This window comes from Chryseobacterium electrogenes (genome assembly GCF_053553015.1).
Genome location: NZ_JBNPPB010000002.1, coordinates 1,563,846 through 1,578,185, shown reverse-complemented (window position 1 = coordinate 1,578,185; position 14,340 = coordinate 1,563,846). Strand labels below are relative to the sequence as shown.

The window sequence follows — 14,340 nt, the reverse complement described above, 5'->3', positions numbered from 1 at the left end:
TATCCTCAATTGCACTTATTATAATTAATGTTTTATAGAGCCAAAATTACTTTTTTGGCTAAAAAAGCTGTGATTGTGGCTAATCTTCAATATCTTTGGGGAAATTTATTTAATACTAAAAAGATAACTATGAGTGATGTTGTTCTATGTCCAAAGTGTCAATCAGAATTTACCTATGAAAATGACAATTTAATGGTATGTTCACAATGTTTTTATGAGTGGAATCCAGAAGATAATGCTGTTAATGAAAACAAAATTCTAGATGCTAACGGTAATGAGTTACAAACTGGTGATTCTGTTGTAGTGGTTAAGGATCTTCCTGTAAAAGGTGCTCCAAAACCAGTAAAAGCAGGGACGAAAGTGAAAAATATCAGACTTAATTTTGATAGCGATCATAATATAGATTGTAAGATTGATGGATTTGGATCTATGGCTCTCAAGTCAGAGTTTGTTAAAAAAGCATAATTGTCTTATTCTAATAAAAAGTAATAAAAAATAATGAAAATCGGAATTCTTGGTGGAGGGCAATTAGGTAGAATGTTTATCCAAAATGCATTGAAATATGACGACGAAATCTATACTCTAGATCCTGATGCCAATGCGCCTTGTCGCAATATTTCGCATTTTACCCAAGGTAATTTTAACGATTATCAGACGGTCTTAGACTTTGGGCAAGGCAAAGATGTTATTACCATCGAGATAGAACATGTTAATGCAGATGCCTTAGAAGAATTAGAAAATCAAGGTGTAAAGGTAATTCCGAATTCTAAAATTATTAAAATAATTCAACAGAAGATTCTTCAGAAACAATTTTATGAAGACAACAGGATGCCATCTCCTGATTTTGAAGTGATGGATGGGAGCGAAGAAGAAATCCTTATTCAACTTCCTTTTGTCCAAAAGCTTAATACAGGCGGTTATGACGGGAAAGGTGTCCAGGTTTTACGTACCAATGAAGATTGGAGAAATCTTTGGACTCAAGAATCTGTTCTAGAAAATTTGGTTGATATTGATAGAGAATTATCCGTTATCATTGCTAAAAATGAGGATGATGATATTAAGACTTTTCCCGTTACAGAGATGGTTGCAGATCCTAAGCTTAATCTTCTAGACTTTAATATATGTCCCGCTGATATTTCGCAAGAAACGCAACAGCAGATAGATGTTATAGCTAATCAATTCATAAAAAATGCGGATTCTGCAGGGCTTTTTACCATCGAATTATTTTTAGACAAAGCAGGTAAAGTTTGGGTTAATGAGACAGCCCCAAGATTGCACAACTCAGGACATCAAAGCCAAGAAGGTAATGCTAATTCTCAGTTTGAGCAGATGTATCGCGTAGTAAAAAATCTTCCTTTGGCTGATACAGATTCTTTCGGTTACAGCGGTATGCTTAATCTTGTTGGCGCAGAAGGTTTCTCTGGAAAAGTAATCTATGAAGGATTAGAAGATGTTCTTAAGTTACCTAAAACCTACGTTCATCTTTATGGAAAAGCAGAAACTAAGCCTGGTAGAAAAATGGGACATATCAATGTCTTGGCAGATTCTAGAGAAGAATTAATGCGTAAGCTAGTTCTCATTAAATCTATGATTATGGTTAAAGCTTAGCAGAAATGTTAACACTTATTCTCTAACGATCGTCTATATTTTGACTTTCTTTTTAAACATTTCTGGCTTGTAATTGATAATGAAAACACCACAGATGATTAGAAATGCTGCGATAATAAACTTTTCAGAAATCTTTTCGTCCAAGATTAACCATCCAAGAATAATAGCAATAATGGTATTGAAGTAAGATAGAATGGAAACTTGGATTGGGCTTATTTTGGTTAAAGCATAATGGAATGAGAAAAATGTAATGACAGATCCGAAAATTGATAAGTATAATAAAGCGCTAATACTTTTGAAAGTCCAGTTTCTAACATTATAATCATCAACAAAAATCAATGCAAAAAGAATCTGGACGATACCAGCAAAGATGAATTGATAAAAAAGATTGAGTGATATATTTTTGCTTTGGATATTCATTTTTTTTGTAAAAATAGTTCCTGATGCCCAGCCTAATATAGCGCAAAACATTAAGATAATTCCATTTTTGAAATCGGGGTTTACAAGCTCGTGTAATGTATCCCAAAAGATAAATAAAATACCACAGAAGCACATTATTATACCAATTAATGCACGAAGGCTAAATTTTTGTAAACCAATTGCAACACTACCCAAAAATACCAAAATAGGAGCAGAAGCGGTTATTAGAGAAGCCAAGCTGCTGGTTAGGCTTTCTTCGGCAAGCGTTGTCAGTCCATTAGCCATAATAAGCATGAGAACAGAAAATACAATTTGATATTGTAGATTTTTCCAACCAATCCATTTTAATTCTTTTCTAGATAGTAAAATAACAAGCATAATTAGTCCTGCTAAAAACTGTCTAATCCCTGCAACAAACCAACCTGGTATGCTCTCTACCGCAACACGAATTCCTAAAAAAGTGGTACCCCAGACAATAGCAACAGTAAGTACGGCAAATGTTAGTTTGTAATCTTTCAAAATTTTATAAAATAGCTTACAAATATATTTATTTTACAATAGAATAAAGTGAGGTGTTGTTGTCTATTTATTATTAATATGTAATTTTTATTGATTAATTCTCATTGATATAATTGGATATTTTTTTTATTTTTTGTTTTAGAAATTATATTGCATTAATGCTGCTAAATTAAGTTTTTGTTTACCGCATTTTTAAATTCTTTATCTTTGACAATCTAATAAAATGAAATAAAATGATCGGAATAATCATGGGAAGCCAAAGCGATTTGCCTATTATGGAGCAAGCTGTAGACTTCTTAAAAAATCTAGACATACCATACGAGTTAACAGTTGTCTCTGCACACAGAACACCAGAAAGGATGTTCGATTATGCTAAAACAGCTAAAGATCGTGGCATAAAGGTAATTATTGCAGGTGCGGGTGGCGCAGCTCACTTACCAGGAATGGTGGCTAGTTGTACAACTTTACCAGTCATTGGTGTACCAATATTGTCAAGTAATTCTATTGATGGTTGGGATTCTATTTTGTCTATTTTGCAGATGCCTGGCGGAATTCCGGTAGCAACCGTAGCTCTTAATGGCGCTCTTAATGCTGGGATTTTGGCTACAAAAATATTAGCAACTGCAGACCATGCTATATCGGATAGATTGCAAGGCTATCAGGATGCACTTAAGGATAAGGTATTAGGAACGGTAGATGATATAAAACTAAAACACCCTAACAATTTCGATATTTAATAATATTATTTATTATGAAAGATGTTTTTTAAATGTTTTAATTTTAATAAATACTCATCTATAGTTATTTTTTTACTAAATGTTAATTATTGCTTAGTGAATATCTTCTTTGATAAAATGACAATAAAGTCCTTAATTATATCAATTAAGGACTTTATTATATAAGTAATAGGATAATTATTTTTTTACTATTTTGGTAGATAATGTCTTACCATTCTCGGTAGTTGCTTGTAGAATGTAAGCTCCCGTTGATAAAGATTTTATATCAATGTTTTGAGCTGATGTTCCACTTTTAACTTTTTGACCGGCCGTATTGTATATACTGTAAGTTGTAATTTTTTCTTCGGAAGTAATGGTTACAAAATCTTTTGCTGGATTGGGATATACTTTCAATGTTTTAGAAGCAGTTGCTTCATAAGTTGCTAAGTCTTCACCATTTATTTTAATATTATCAATGAAAGCTGCGCCATCAAAATTGTCATGTAAGAATTTAAAACCTAAAATCTTAGATTTAGAGTAATTGGCTCCAGTATAAATTAATGTATTGTCTACAAAATATTCGATTTCAGTTTCATTAATCTCAGCTCTTAATTTGTACCATTGGTTAGTGTCCCATTTTGTACCAGTATCTGTATATTGATAAAAATTTTCATCAACAACTTCTATAATTCCTGTGGCATTAAAAGCAAAAAAGAAAACAGGGACAAGCTTTCCGTCTTTTGTGCTCCAACTTCCAAAGTCAAAAGATGAGCCTTCTTTTTTCGTTAATCGAACATCAAATTCTACTTTTACATTCTTGAAATCCTGAGCTTGGGATAGCGTTTTGGTTGCTCCAAAAGTCGCAAACCATCCTAAATCTTCTGTCGTATCTACATCTATCTTTAGGGAGTTGGTGCCATCTGTGGATTGTTGGTTAGAGATGTTTTGATTCTTAATAGGTTGATTATTCTTGTTACGTGTGGCTTCCCAGCCGTTTTGACCATTAATATTGCCTAAAGTATAACCTTCAGAAGTTTCGAAAGAAATGTGATTTTGTGCAAATGTTATTGACGCAACTAGAATGGTTGCAAGTGTGTAAATCTTCTTCATGTTTTATTAAAGTAAAAAAAATGTTATCACTTTTGATGAGTGATAAATGTGAAATGTGAATGAAAAGTCCCTAATTTTATTGTAATTAAGGACTTTGTAATAGGATTATTAGCCTGATTAATTCTTGATTAATTTAGTAGATAATGTTTTACCATTTTCAGATTTAGCTTGTAGAATGTAATTGCCGGTTGATAAAGATTTGATATCAATATCTTGAGTTGACGTTCCGCTTTTAACTTTTTGACCAAGAGAATTATAGATAGTAAATGCTGTAATTTTTTCGTCAGAACTTATCGTTACAACATCTTTAGCCGGATTAGGATGTACTTTTAATGACTTAGAAACGGTTGCTTCGTAAGTGGCTAAGTTTTTATCGTTTATTTTAATATTATCAATATAAGCGGCGCCACTTCTATTATCATGTAAGAAATTAAGACCTAGCAGATTAGATTTAGCATAATTAGGACCTGTGAAAATTAATTGGTTATTAACATAATATTTAATTTCTTTTTCGTTGACTTCAGATTTTAACTTATACCATTTATTAACTTCCCAGGTATGTCCAGTACTTTCTGTTTCAAAATAAACATTTTTGATCACATGTAATTCGCCAGAATTCATAAAAGAAAAGAAGGTAACAGGAACGAAGTCTTCATCCTTAATTCCCCAACCTCCAAAATCATAACTAGAACCTTTAGCCTCGGTTATAAAAACATCAAATTCTAATTTTAAATTATTGAAGTTCTGACTTGTAGTAAGTGTTTTAGAAGCTCCTACAGCTGGTATCCAAGATGCGTTAGAGCCATTGTCTTTAGCTATTTTCAGAGAATAATTACCGTCTGTAGCTTTTTCATTTGTTACTGTCTGATTGTTAAAAATTTGCTTATCACTGTTAGTGCCGACTTCCCAACCATTTTGATCATGGATGTTTCCAAGAGTAAAGCCTTCTGAGGCTTCGAAAGAGGTGTTTTGTGCAAATGTAATAGATGCGACTAAAACTGTCGCAAATGTGTAAATCTTCTTCATAAATTTTTTTAATAATTCAAAAGTACTTAAATATTTTTGAATATTATATTATTCGTCTATTTTGATTATAATGAAGCATTAATTTCATTATTTTTGTAATTATGAATCTTAATCAACTTTTCACCAATCAAAGAACCGGAAATCCTCCTAATCATAAAGTTTCAAGAACTGATTTTCAGCGTGATTTTGATAGGATAATTTTTTCGTCAGCTTTCCGAAGATTACAGAATAAAACTCAAGTTTTTCCTTTACCGGGAAGTGTTTTTGTACACAATAGATTGACGCATTCTCTAGAAGTGGCTTCGGTTGGGCGTAGCTTGGGAAGTTTGATAGGAGATCATATCGGATCTGTATATGCTAAAGAGCTAGATGAGACATCTGGTAATTTTTATCAGTATCAATTGAGTGATGTAATTGCTGCGGCATGTCTCTGTCATGATATTGGCAATCCAGCTTTTGGACATTCTGGAGAAGATGCTATTGCAAGTTATTTTGAGAAAAATGAAAACGCTTTAAAACCATTTTTTAATGATAAAGAGTGGGCAGATCTTATTAATTTCGAAGGAAATGCCAATGCGATTAGAGTATTAACTAATCAACAACAAGGTAAAGATGCTGGCGGAATACAGCTTACATATTCTACATTGTCTAGTATTGCAAAATATCCTTGCGAAGCGATTGCTAGAGATAAAAAGAAAATCCATCAGAAGAAATTTGGTTTTTTTCAAAGTTCTAAAACCGAATTTTTAAAAATCGCAGATAGCACAGGTATGACAAAAGATAATAATGATCCTGTTATTTTTAGACGTCATCCTTTTGTATGGTTAGTAGAAGCGGCTGACGATATCTGCTACAGCATTATTGATATGGAAGATGCACACAGATTAGGCATTGTTAATTCTAAAGATTGTGAGGATCTTTTTATAGATCTCATTACCTCTGTTAATCCGCAAGATGTCTCTAGAGTTAAAGATAAGTTGCAAGTCATTTGGAATCCTAACGAAAGGATTTCTTACCTGAGAGCCAAAGTAATCAACTCATTAATTAATAAATCTGTAAGTATTTATAAAGATAATTTTGATAGAATAATTGATGGTACTTTAGATAAAGCTTTGCTTGATATTTTTAAAAATGAAAGCTCTTCTTTAACAGAAATTGAGCGGTTTTCTATCGATAAAATCTACAATCATAAAGCAGTCATCGAGATAGAAAATGCAGGTTATAATGTTATGTATGAGCTTCTGGATCACTTTATTCCGTCTGTAATTTTAGAAAAGTCTCAACGTAAGAACTACGATAAAATGGCCTTGAAACTTCTTCCGCAACAATTTGTCTATGAAAATGGAACAACTTATGATAAAGTTTTGGGTATTTTAGATTTCGTATCTGGCATGACGGATAATTATGCGACGGATCTTTACAGAAAAATAAAAGGAATTGACATCGGTATGACCATGTAAAAATAAAAAATCGAAGTAATTATTACTTCGATTTTTTGTTTATAAAAATGATAGAATATCAAGGTTAATTAAGCAATAGCTAATGCTTCAACACTTAATATTTCGTACTCGATTTCGCCATTGGTAGAAGGCCATTTTATTTTGTCACCTACCTTGTAACCGACAATGGCAATACCAATTTCTGATAAAATAGAATGTTTGTTTTTTTTAGGTTTTGCTTTTTGAGGACCAACAAAAGTGATGGTCTGTACATCATTAGTTGTAGAGTTTTTTACTTCTACAATTCTGTCAACCGTTACAATATCATTAGGCAGATTTCTTCTAAGAACTTGTTTAGACTGTTTTAATTCGCTTAGAAGGATTTCTTCTTCTTTTTTACTTACTTGTTTTCTTCTTAGATGATCTTTGATTAAATCATAAACTCCTGTAGTTAAAATAATGTTTTCTGACACGATAATAATTTTAATAAAAATGAATAGAATTGATACAAAACTCCAACATCTTAATTGTTAATAATTAGATGTTTGATTATCAATTCGGTAAAAATTTGTAGACTTGTGGATTAACCCTGTAGGAGTTCTTACAGGGTAGAAGTGATAAACTCTTTAGAATTTTTTAGGAAAATATCATCATGCAGATATAATAACGAACTGAAAAGTCGCACTAATTTATTATTCGAAAAATAAGAATTAGAAATGTCCATTATATACTGATGAAATACAAAGCTACGACTTAAATAGTGTAAAGCCAAATTGCATCCATATAATTGTATGCTAATTATTTATCAATAAATTATGGAAATAAAGTGTAGTGTATATCTAGACTAATTCACAATTAAAGACGTCAGCAAAATGTTTTTTAATTTTAGATTTAACCTCTTCAATATTGACTTCTCGCTCGAGTTCATTTTTAAGAGAAGTAACCTGCTTATCAGTAATACCACAAGGTACAATATAATCGAAATACTTCATGTCTGTGTTCACATTAAGTGCAAATCCATGGATGGTTACCCAACGAGAGGCTTTGACGCCCATTGCACAAATTTTACGTGCATAAGGCTTACCAACATCTAACCAAACGCCTGTTTCTCCTGTTGATCTTTCTCCAATAATACCGTATTCTGCAATTGTTCTTATGATGACTTCTTCCAGATCACGCATATAACGGTGAATATCTGTGTAGAAATTTTCTAAATCTAAAATAGGATAACCTACAATCTGACCAAATCCATGATAAGTAATATCGCCGCCACGATTAACTTTAACGTAAGTGGCATCAATCTTTTTCAAAAGATCCTCATTGGCTAATAGATTTTCTTCGTGCCCACTTTTTCCTAAAGTATAGACGTGTGGATGCTCTACAAAAAGTAAATGATTGCTGGTAATTGCTTGCTCTTCTGGAGATAAAGAGCGATTGCTTATTTTGATGTCAATATTCTCTTTCAATAGAGATTCTTGATAATCCCAAGTCGGGATGTAATCTTTGGTGCCTAGATCTTGAAACTTTACCTTATCGTTGATATGATGATTCATGTGAAAAATATTACAACAAAATTACATTTATTTTATCTAATAAAGGCAATTATAACATAACGAAAAAGCCATCCAAAATTGGATGGCCTTCTCGAAAAATAATTGGATATGGAATAATTACTTGACAATGATTTTCTTGGTTTCTGTTATACCTCCGAAAGAGATTTTAACAATATAATTACCAGTTGATAATTGACTTAGGTTAAGTTCTTTTTTATACAATCCAGATTGATTATTTAATGTAGATTCGTATACTTTTTTACCAGAAAGATCATAGATCTCTACAGATCCGGTATTGTTAGATTTTTCTTTAACATCAAAAAGGATAGTGGCTTTCTTGTCGATTACAGGGTTAGGATAGATACCAAAACTTGCTTTTTTACCAAGATCTGTAACGCCTAAGGTAGATGTGATATCTTTATATTTAAAATGCATATCACCCGTAGCACCACCGCCTACTTTGGTAAAATACATTCTGTAATATTTGCTATTTTTTTTGATATAATATACAACGTTGGGTACTAGTACGGTAGAGAAGCCTGATAGTTTTTTCCAATTGTCACCTATAGTTGTGATTTTTTTAGAATATTTAGTCGCTTCTGGTGCGTTAAAAGTATTGGTATTCTGAGCTTCTGGTTCTACTCTTGCAACTTCTATATTTGGACTTTGGATAACGCCAGATAGAGCATACATCATAATGTCGTTATAGAAAGTCCAATAACGAGTTAGCGTAATATCCCAATCATTCTTGTTAGGTTCTGCATCTTCTACTTTTTCTCCAGTCTTGAAAGAAAAATAATTGAAAAATTTGTCATCCTTTCCGTTGGCTATAGTTTTAGTAATTGTCGGATCCCAAGATGAGCCATTCCATTTAGCATATTTAAAGGTGTAACCAGCTGCATATTCTGTAAGTAAAATTTTGTAGTTTTCACCATTAGGATATTCTAATACAAAGACTACTTTGCCATCAATTTTATGAGTTGTCATATTGTAAGTTCCCCAACCAACATGGATACCAGGTCCTTTTAGCAAATTAGATGACTCAAAAGCACCGTCTTGCAATCTTTCTGTTTTATCAGGATTGTATAGAGGTTCTCCCCAATTGGATTTCTCTTTAAGATCTACAGTGTCAAAATCTGATGGATTAGCAGAAACCTGATAGACGTTAATCAATGCGCCGTCGTTAATACGTGTCCCATAATCCATTGAGGTATTTCTGTAAAATGCAATATCCCAGATGTCAGCAGGTTGGCTAATTAGGTTGTCTTTCTCGAAGCTGAAAAAGACACGATCTTTATAACTCTGACCTAGAGATGCTTCTACATTTTTGTACCCCAAATCATCAACTTGGGCAGAGGTATTGGTGAATACCAGAAGAGAAAACATTGAAGCAAATAATAGTTTTGATTTCATATATATTATATTAGTTGTACAAATTTACAACTTATTTTTAATTGTTCTAAATAAAAAGAATGAGATTTGTCATTAAAAAAAGCTACCTAAGAAATTAGATAGCTCGTTGTAAAAAGAATTGAAATATGGATTATTTTACAATAACCTTTTTGGTTTCTGTAATGCCTCCATAAGTTATTTTAACAAGATAATTACCTGTAGATAATTTGCTTAGGTTAAGCTCTTGCTTATAAAGACCAGATTGATTGGATAGAGTTGCTTCATATACTTTTTTGCCAGATAGATCGTATACTTCTACTGATCCAGTATTGTTTATTTTTTCTTTAACATCAAAAATAAGAGTTGCCTTCTTATTAACAATAGGGTTAGGGTAAATGCCAAAACTTGCTTTTTTGCCAAGATCTGTAACACCTAATTCTGAAGTAATATTTTTATATTTAAAGAACATATCACCTGTTGTAGCACCGCCATTTTTAGTAAAATACATTCTATAATATTGATTATTTTTTTTGATGTAATAGACAGCATCGGGATGGATGCCCGAAGTTGGTTTCCAACTATGACCGATTGCTGTTATTTCTTTGGAGAATGCTGCATCGGCAGGTAAGTTGTAGGTAGCTGTTTCTTGGGTTTCTGGTCTTGCTTTTGCTACAGTTATACTAGGATTTTGTATGGCACCAGTAAGCGGGTACATCATAGTATTATTATAAAAAGTCATATACTTGGTAAACATTAGATCCCAAGAACTTTTAGAAGGCTCAAGGTTAGGTACTTTCTCACCAGTAGACAGATTAACATAATTGAAGAATGCATCATCAGATCCGTTATCAATGGTTTTAGTTACAGTTGCATCCCATGATGTTCCGTTCCATTTTGCATATTTAAAAGTATAAGATTTAAAATAGTTTTGGATAAAGAATTTATAAACTGTTTTATCAGCTAATTCTAAAACGAAAACTACTTTTCCTTCAACATGATGATTAATAGCATTATAAGCTCCCCATCCGAAATTCATCCCAGTTGAAGGTAGTAAAGTAGAAGCTTCAAAGGCTCCATTTTGTAATCTATCAGTTTTGTCTGGATTGTATAAAGGATCTCCCCAAGTTGATTTTTTGCTTAGATCTACCGTATCAAAATCGTTAGGATTTTTAGAAACTTGATATACAAGAATACCTTTGGCATCATTAACTCTTGTTCCAAAATCTTTGTCCGCATTTCTATAAAATGCAATATCCCAAGTATTGGCAGGTTGAGAAACTATGTTTTTATCAGAAAATCCAAAGAAGACTCTGTTCTGATATTGAGCTCCCATGGTAAGGTCTACTTGTGTATAGCCTAGAGCATCAGTCTGTGCAATTACTGTTTGTTGTACAGATAATGCAAAAAGTGATGCAAAAAATAGTTTTGTTTTCATAATGATTTGGTATTTTATTTTTATTTAGAATTATTATACAAAAGTATAAATTAATTTTAATAGTTCTAAATAAAGATAGTGACACTTGTCATATAAAAAAGACACTGCTAATAATAACAGTGTCTAGAGAGAGTAATATAATTTATTTAAACTTATTTTTTAATGAATTTTGACTGTTTTACTACACCATTATCAGTTGTTAAAGAGATAAAGTATGTACCTGTATTTAGTCTAGAAACATCATATTTTTCATTAATAACTTTGCCTTCAGAAACTAAGCTTCCAGTAGCCGAATAGATTTTAACTGTGTTAACACCTTTTGCCCCAAAAACTATGTTATTATTAGATATTGCAAATTGCAAAGCTATATTGGTTTTGACATCATTAACCGCAAGATCAGGACCATACATTACATTATCTAGCATTGCTGCAGTATGATTAGAAGCTGGTATGTACTTGAAAACAATATACTTATCCGATGTGGAAGGAAGGTTAACAGTATAAGTATTACTACCTGAAGCTAAAGCGATATTACCAACTTTATTAAAGACTGTAAGTGGCGTACCACTAGATGCTGGAGCAGTAGTTGTACCATACTCGAAAGTTGCTGTTGTGCTTGCGCTTCCTGCGATGAATCCTGCATCAAATTTTAGTACATAAGTAGAGTTAATGCTAATAAGCTCAGGTGTTACAATATGGATAGGGACATTAGCAGACATTAATGAGTATAGCTGTACCGTTTGATTAGCTATTGATGCAAAAGGGTGCCCTTTGTCTGATGTCCAGTTATTTTGCGGAAGAGCACCATCAGAAAATTTAGGCGACGCGAAGTTTTCGTTAATCGTTGCTACTTGCGCATTAGTATAACTTATTATTACTAGAGCAATCGACGTGAGTAGTTTTTTTTTCATGACTTTTATTATATATAATGATGGTACAAAAATAGATTATTATTTTTATTAATTCTAAATAAAAGCGTACTTTTGGCAAAAATTATTTATCTAATGAATAAGAAAGTACTTTCAATACTAGCGATGTCTGCCATATATTTTGTTTATGGACAAGAAAAAGATTCATTATATACTAAGAAAATTGATGAAGTTGTAATTACAGGACAATACAGTGCACAAAGTATTAATAAGTCAATCTATAAGGTTGAAGTGATTAATGCAGAGCAAATTAAAAATATGGCAGCTACCAATGTTGCAGATGTTCTTAATCAAAGTCTTAATATATTAATCACTCCTGATCGTAACTCTGGTAACTCAACGGCCTCTATTATGGGATTAAGTGGAGAGTATACCAAAATATTGATTGATAATATACCAGTTGTTGGAGATATAGGACTTGGTAACAATATCGATCTTACTAAGCTTAATATTAACAATGTAGAAAGAGTAGAAATCGTAAGAGGTTCTATGGGCGTAGATTACGGTAGCAATGCCGTAGCTGGTGTTATTAATATCATTACCAAAAAAAATAGCCAAAAAAAATTAACTATTAATGCGGCTTTACAAGAAGAGACCGTTGGTAAAGAGTATGATTGGTATAAGAAAGGAGAAGGACGCCATATACAGACGCTTAACCTTGGTTATAATATTAATGAAAATTGGTATGTAGGAGCTAATGTTAATAGAAATGATTTCCAAGGATTTAAAGGGACTCAAAAAGGTTATAAGCATATAGAACAAGATGCTAAAAGAGGCTACTTATGGCAACCTAAAGATGTCTTGAATGTAGATGGAATTGTAAGATATAACAATAAGAATACTTCTGTTTTCTATAAATTCGGTTATGTTAATGAAAAACTTAATTATTATAATCCTGTTCTTTCAGAGTTATATTTAGGTGGAGGTAACAGAACTTATATTTCTAAAGATAGAGATTATATGACCACCAAATATATTCATCAACTTAATGTATGGAAAACATTAGGAACGGTTAATTATACAGGTGATTTTTCTTATCAGACTCAAGATAGAAAGTATAGAAATTATACCTATGATGTTCCCAATAGAAGTGTGAGCTCAACGGATGATTATCTATCTTATAATAAGGCTGATATTCTTTACTCAAGAGGTGTTTTTAGTAATTTCTTGAATAGTGATAAGGTCGACTTCCAATTAGGTTATGAGCTAGATCACTCTTCTGGATATGCAGGTTTTATAGCGGGATTTTTTGATGGTAATAATGTTAAGCGTAAAATCTTTAATTATGCTAATTTCTTAACAGCAGAGTGGAAGATTAATAATGTATTCTCTTTGCGTCCTGGCTATCGTCTTGCATTGAGTGATAAATTTAATGCACAACATAATTATTCTGTAACAGCAAGAGCAAAAATTACAGACAATGATAACTTGAGATTAGTAGCAGGAAGTGCTAATAGATTTCCTAATTTCAATGAGCTTTACACATACTTCGTAGATAGTAATCATAACCTGCAAGGTAATATGGATTTAGTTCCAGAAAGTGGTTATACAGGAACGATTAATTATGATAAAAAATTAACTAACCTTTCTGGCTGGGATTTTAATCTAGGTGCAAGCACAACTTTCCTTTATGTTAAAGACAGAATAGAAATGCTTAATGTGAAGCTTCAACCATTAATTGTAACTTATCTTAATGTGGATAAATATAGATCTGTATTATTCGAAGGTAATCTTAAAGTTAGAAAAGGTGCTTTTGCATTAGCAGCCAATGCTTCTTATTATGGTATTTCAAGAACTCTAACCGATGGACAAATTGTATCAGATAATGATTTCTTTTATACTTTCGAAGGTAATCTTAATGCCAATTATACCGTCCCGAAACTTAATACAGTGCTCTCGTTGTTCTATAAATATACAGGGAAAAAAAAGGAGTTCGTAATTTCTGCTCTAGATATAACCAAGCCAAAATATGTTCTAGGTGAAAGAGGTGATTATAGTATGATGAATTTTACTATGAGTCAACCATTCTTTAATAACCATTTCGAAATAGCTTTAGGTATTAAAAATATTTTTGATGTATCCTCTATTAGAGATAACACAAAGTCAGGAGGCGCTCATAATGGGCCGTCTGATTTTGTAGAGTTGTTTTATGGAAGAAGCTATTTTGCAAGAGTTAATTATAATTTCTAAAAA

General features: G+C 32.1%; 13 protein-coding genes. 5 read left to right on the top strand and 8 right to left on the bottom strand.

Annotation, left to right across the window (positions count from 1 at the left end):
- Positions 1-129 precede the first annotated feature (129 nt).
- Positions 130-465 carry a zinc ribbon domain-containing protein YjdM gene (locus ACQQ6V_RS07255; RefSeq protein WP_448846182.1) on the top strand — a complete coding sequence of 112 codons (336 nt, stop codon included), beginning with the start codon at positions 130-132 and terminating at the stop codon, positions 463-465.
- Between the two features lie 33 nt (positions 466-498).
- Positions 499-1,608 (top strand): 5-(carboxyamino)imidazole ribonucleotide synthase, encoded by a 1,110-nt coding sequence (locus ACQQ6V_RS07250; RefSeq protein WP_448844880.1) that lies wholly within the window; start codon positions 499-501, stop codon positions 1,606-1,608.
- Between the two features lie 33 nt (positions 1,609-1,641).
- Here the strand turns inward: ACQQ6V_RS07250 and ACQQ6V_RS07245 are convergent, their stop codons facing one another.
- Positions 1,642-2,547 (bottom strand): DMT family transporter, encoded by a 906-nt coding sequence (locus tag ACQQ6V_RS07245; protein ID WP_448844879.1) that lies wholly within the window; start codon positions 2,545-2,547, stop codon positions 1,642-1,644.
- 233 nt (positions 2,548-2,780) lie between these two features.
- Here ACQQ6V_RS07245 and purE point away from each other — a divergent pair, with 233 nt between their 5' ends.
- Complete coding sequence (purE, locus tag ACQQ6V_RS07240) at positions 2,781-3,284, top strand: 5-(carboxyamino)imidazole ribonucleotide mutase (RefSeq protein WP_448844878.1); 504 nt, start codon at positions 2,781-2,783, stop codon at positions 3,282-3,284.
- Positions 3,285-3,461: 177 nt separating this feature from the next.
- Here purE and ACQQ6V_RS07235 read toward each other — a convergent pair whose 3' ends face one another.
- Both ACQQ6V_RS07235 and ACQQ6V_RS07230 read right to left on the bottom strand, forming a co-directional pair.
- Complete coding sequence (locus ACQQ6V_RS07235) at positions 3,462-4,373, bottom strand: T9SS type A sorting domain-containing protein (RefSeq protein WP_448844877.1); 912 nt, start codon at positions 4,371-4,373, stop codon at positions 3,462-3,464.
- Between the two features lie 117 nt (positions 4,374-4,490).
- Positions 4,491-5,399 carry a T9SS type A sorting domain-containing protein gene (locus ACQQ6V_RS07230; RefSeq protein ID WP_448844876.1) on the bottom strand — a complete coding sequence of 303 codons (909 nt, stop codon included), beginning with the start codon at positions 5,397-5,399 and terminating at the stop codon, positions 4,491-4,493.
- A gap of 101 nt (positions 5,400-5,500) precedes the next feature.
- Between ACQQ6V_RS07230 and ACQQ6V_RS07225 the strand changes: the two genes are divergently transcribed.
- Complete coding sequence (locus tag ACQQ6V_RS07225) at positions 5,501-6,859, top strand: dGTP triphosphohydrolase (protein WP_448844875.1); 1,359 nt, start codon at positions 5,501-5,503, stop codon at positions 6,857-6,859.
- Positions 6,860-6,927: 68 nt separating this feature from the next.
- Here ACQQ6V_RS07225 and ACQQ6V_RS07220 read toward each other — a convergent pair whose 3' ends face one another.
- From ACQQ6V_RS07220 to ACQQ6V_RS07200, 5 genes are all read right to left on the bottom strand, one after another.
- The gene (locus ACQQ6V_RS07220) at positions 6,928-7,311 is read right to left on the bottom strand and encodes a GreA/GreB family elongation factor (RefSeq protein WP_448844874.1); all 384 of its coding nucleotides are present in this window, start codon (positions 7,309-7,311) and stop codon (positions 6,928-6,930) included.
- A 366-nt stretch (positions 7,312-7,677) separates the two neighbouring features.
- Positions 7,678-8,391 (bottom strand): lipoyl(octanoyl) transferase LipB, encoded by a 714-nt coding sequence (gene lipB, locus ACQQ6V_RS07215; protein ID WP_448844873.1) that lies wholly within the window; start codon positions 8,389-8,391, stop codon positions 7,678-7,680.
- Between the two features lie 117 nt (positions 8,392-8,508).
- A complete protein-coding gene (locus ACQQ6V_RS07210; protein WP_448844872.1) occupies positions 8,509-9,804 on the bottom strand; it encodes a T9SS type A sorting domain-containing protein in 1,296 nt (431 codons plus the stop codon).
- 130 nt (positions 9,805-9,934) lie between these two features.
- The gene (locus ACQQ6V_RS07205; protein WP_448844871.1) at positions 9,935-11,218 is read right to left on the bottom strand and encodes a T9SS type A sorting domain-containing protein; all 1,284 of its coding nucleotides are present in this window, start codon (positions 11,216-11,218) and stop codon (positions 9,935-9,937) included.
- Between the two features lie 152 nt (positions 11,219-11,370).
- Complete coding sequence (locus tag ACQQ6V_RS07200; RefSeq protein WP_448844870.1) at positions 11,371-12,129, bottom strand: T9SS type A sorting domain-containing protein; 759 nt, start codon at positions 12,127-12,129, stop codon at positions 11,371-11,373.
- A 93-nt stretch (positions 12,130-12,222) separates the two neighbouring features.
- On the opposite strand from ACQQ6V_RS07200, the gene ACQQ6V_RS07195 reads away from it, so the two are divergent.
- Positions 12,223-14,337, top strand: a complete 2,115-nt coding sequence (locus ACQQ6V_RS07195) for a TonB-dependent receptor plug domain-containing protein (protein ID WP_448844869.1) — start codon at positions 12,223-12,225, stop codon at positions 14,335-14,337.
- Positions 14,338-14,340: the final 3 nt, after the last annotated feature.

Excerpts from the sequence above, each read along its gene's own strand:
- ACQQ6V_RS07255 (WP_448846182.1), top strand. The coding sequence starts at position 130 with ATGAGTGATGTTGTTCTATGTCCAAAGTGTCAATCAGAATTTACCTAT.
- ACQQ6V_RS07250 (WP_448844880.1), top strand. The coding sequence starts at position 499 with ATGAAAATCGGAATTCTTGGTGGAGGGCAATTAGGTAGAATGTTTATC.
- purE (WP_448844878.1), top strand. The coding sequence starts at position 2,781 with ATGATCGGAATAATCATGGGAAGCCAAAGCGATTTGCCTATTATGGAG.
- ACQQ6V_RS07235 (WP_448844877.1), bottom strand. The coding sequence starts at position 4,373 with ATGAAGAAGATTTACACACTTGCAACCATTCTAGTTGCGTCAATAACA.
- ACQQ6V_RS07230 (WP_448844876.1), bottom strand. The coding sequence starts at position 5,399 with ATGAAGAAGATTTACACATTTGCGACAGTTTTAGTCGCATCTATTACA.
- ACQQ6V_RS07225 (WP_448844875.1), top strand. The coding sequence starts at position 5,501 with ATGAATCTTAATCAACTTTTCACCAATCAAAGAACCGGAAATCCTCCT.
- lipB (WP_448844873.1), bottom strand. The coding sequence starts at position 8,391 with ATGAATCATCATATCAACGATAAGGTAAAGTTTCAAGATCTAGGCACC.
- ACQQ6V_RS07210 (WP_448844872.1), bottom strand. The coding sequence starts at position 9,804 with ATGAAATCAAAACTATTATTTGCTTCAATGTTTTCTCTTCTGGTATTC.
- ACQQ6V_RS07205 (WP_448844871.1), bottom strand. The coding sequence starts at position 11,218 with ATGAAAACAAAACTATTTTTTGCATCACTTTTTGCATTATCTGTACAA.
- ACQQ6V_RS07200 (WP_448844870.1), bottom strand. The coding sequence starts at position 12,129 with ATGAAAAAAAAACTACTCACGTCGATTGCTCTAGTAATAATAAGTTAT.
- ACQQ6V_RS07195 (WP_448844869.1), top strand. The coding sequence starts at position 12,223 with ATGAATAAGAAAGTACTTTCAATACTAGCGATGTCTGCCATATATTTT.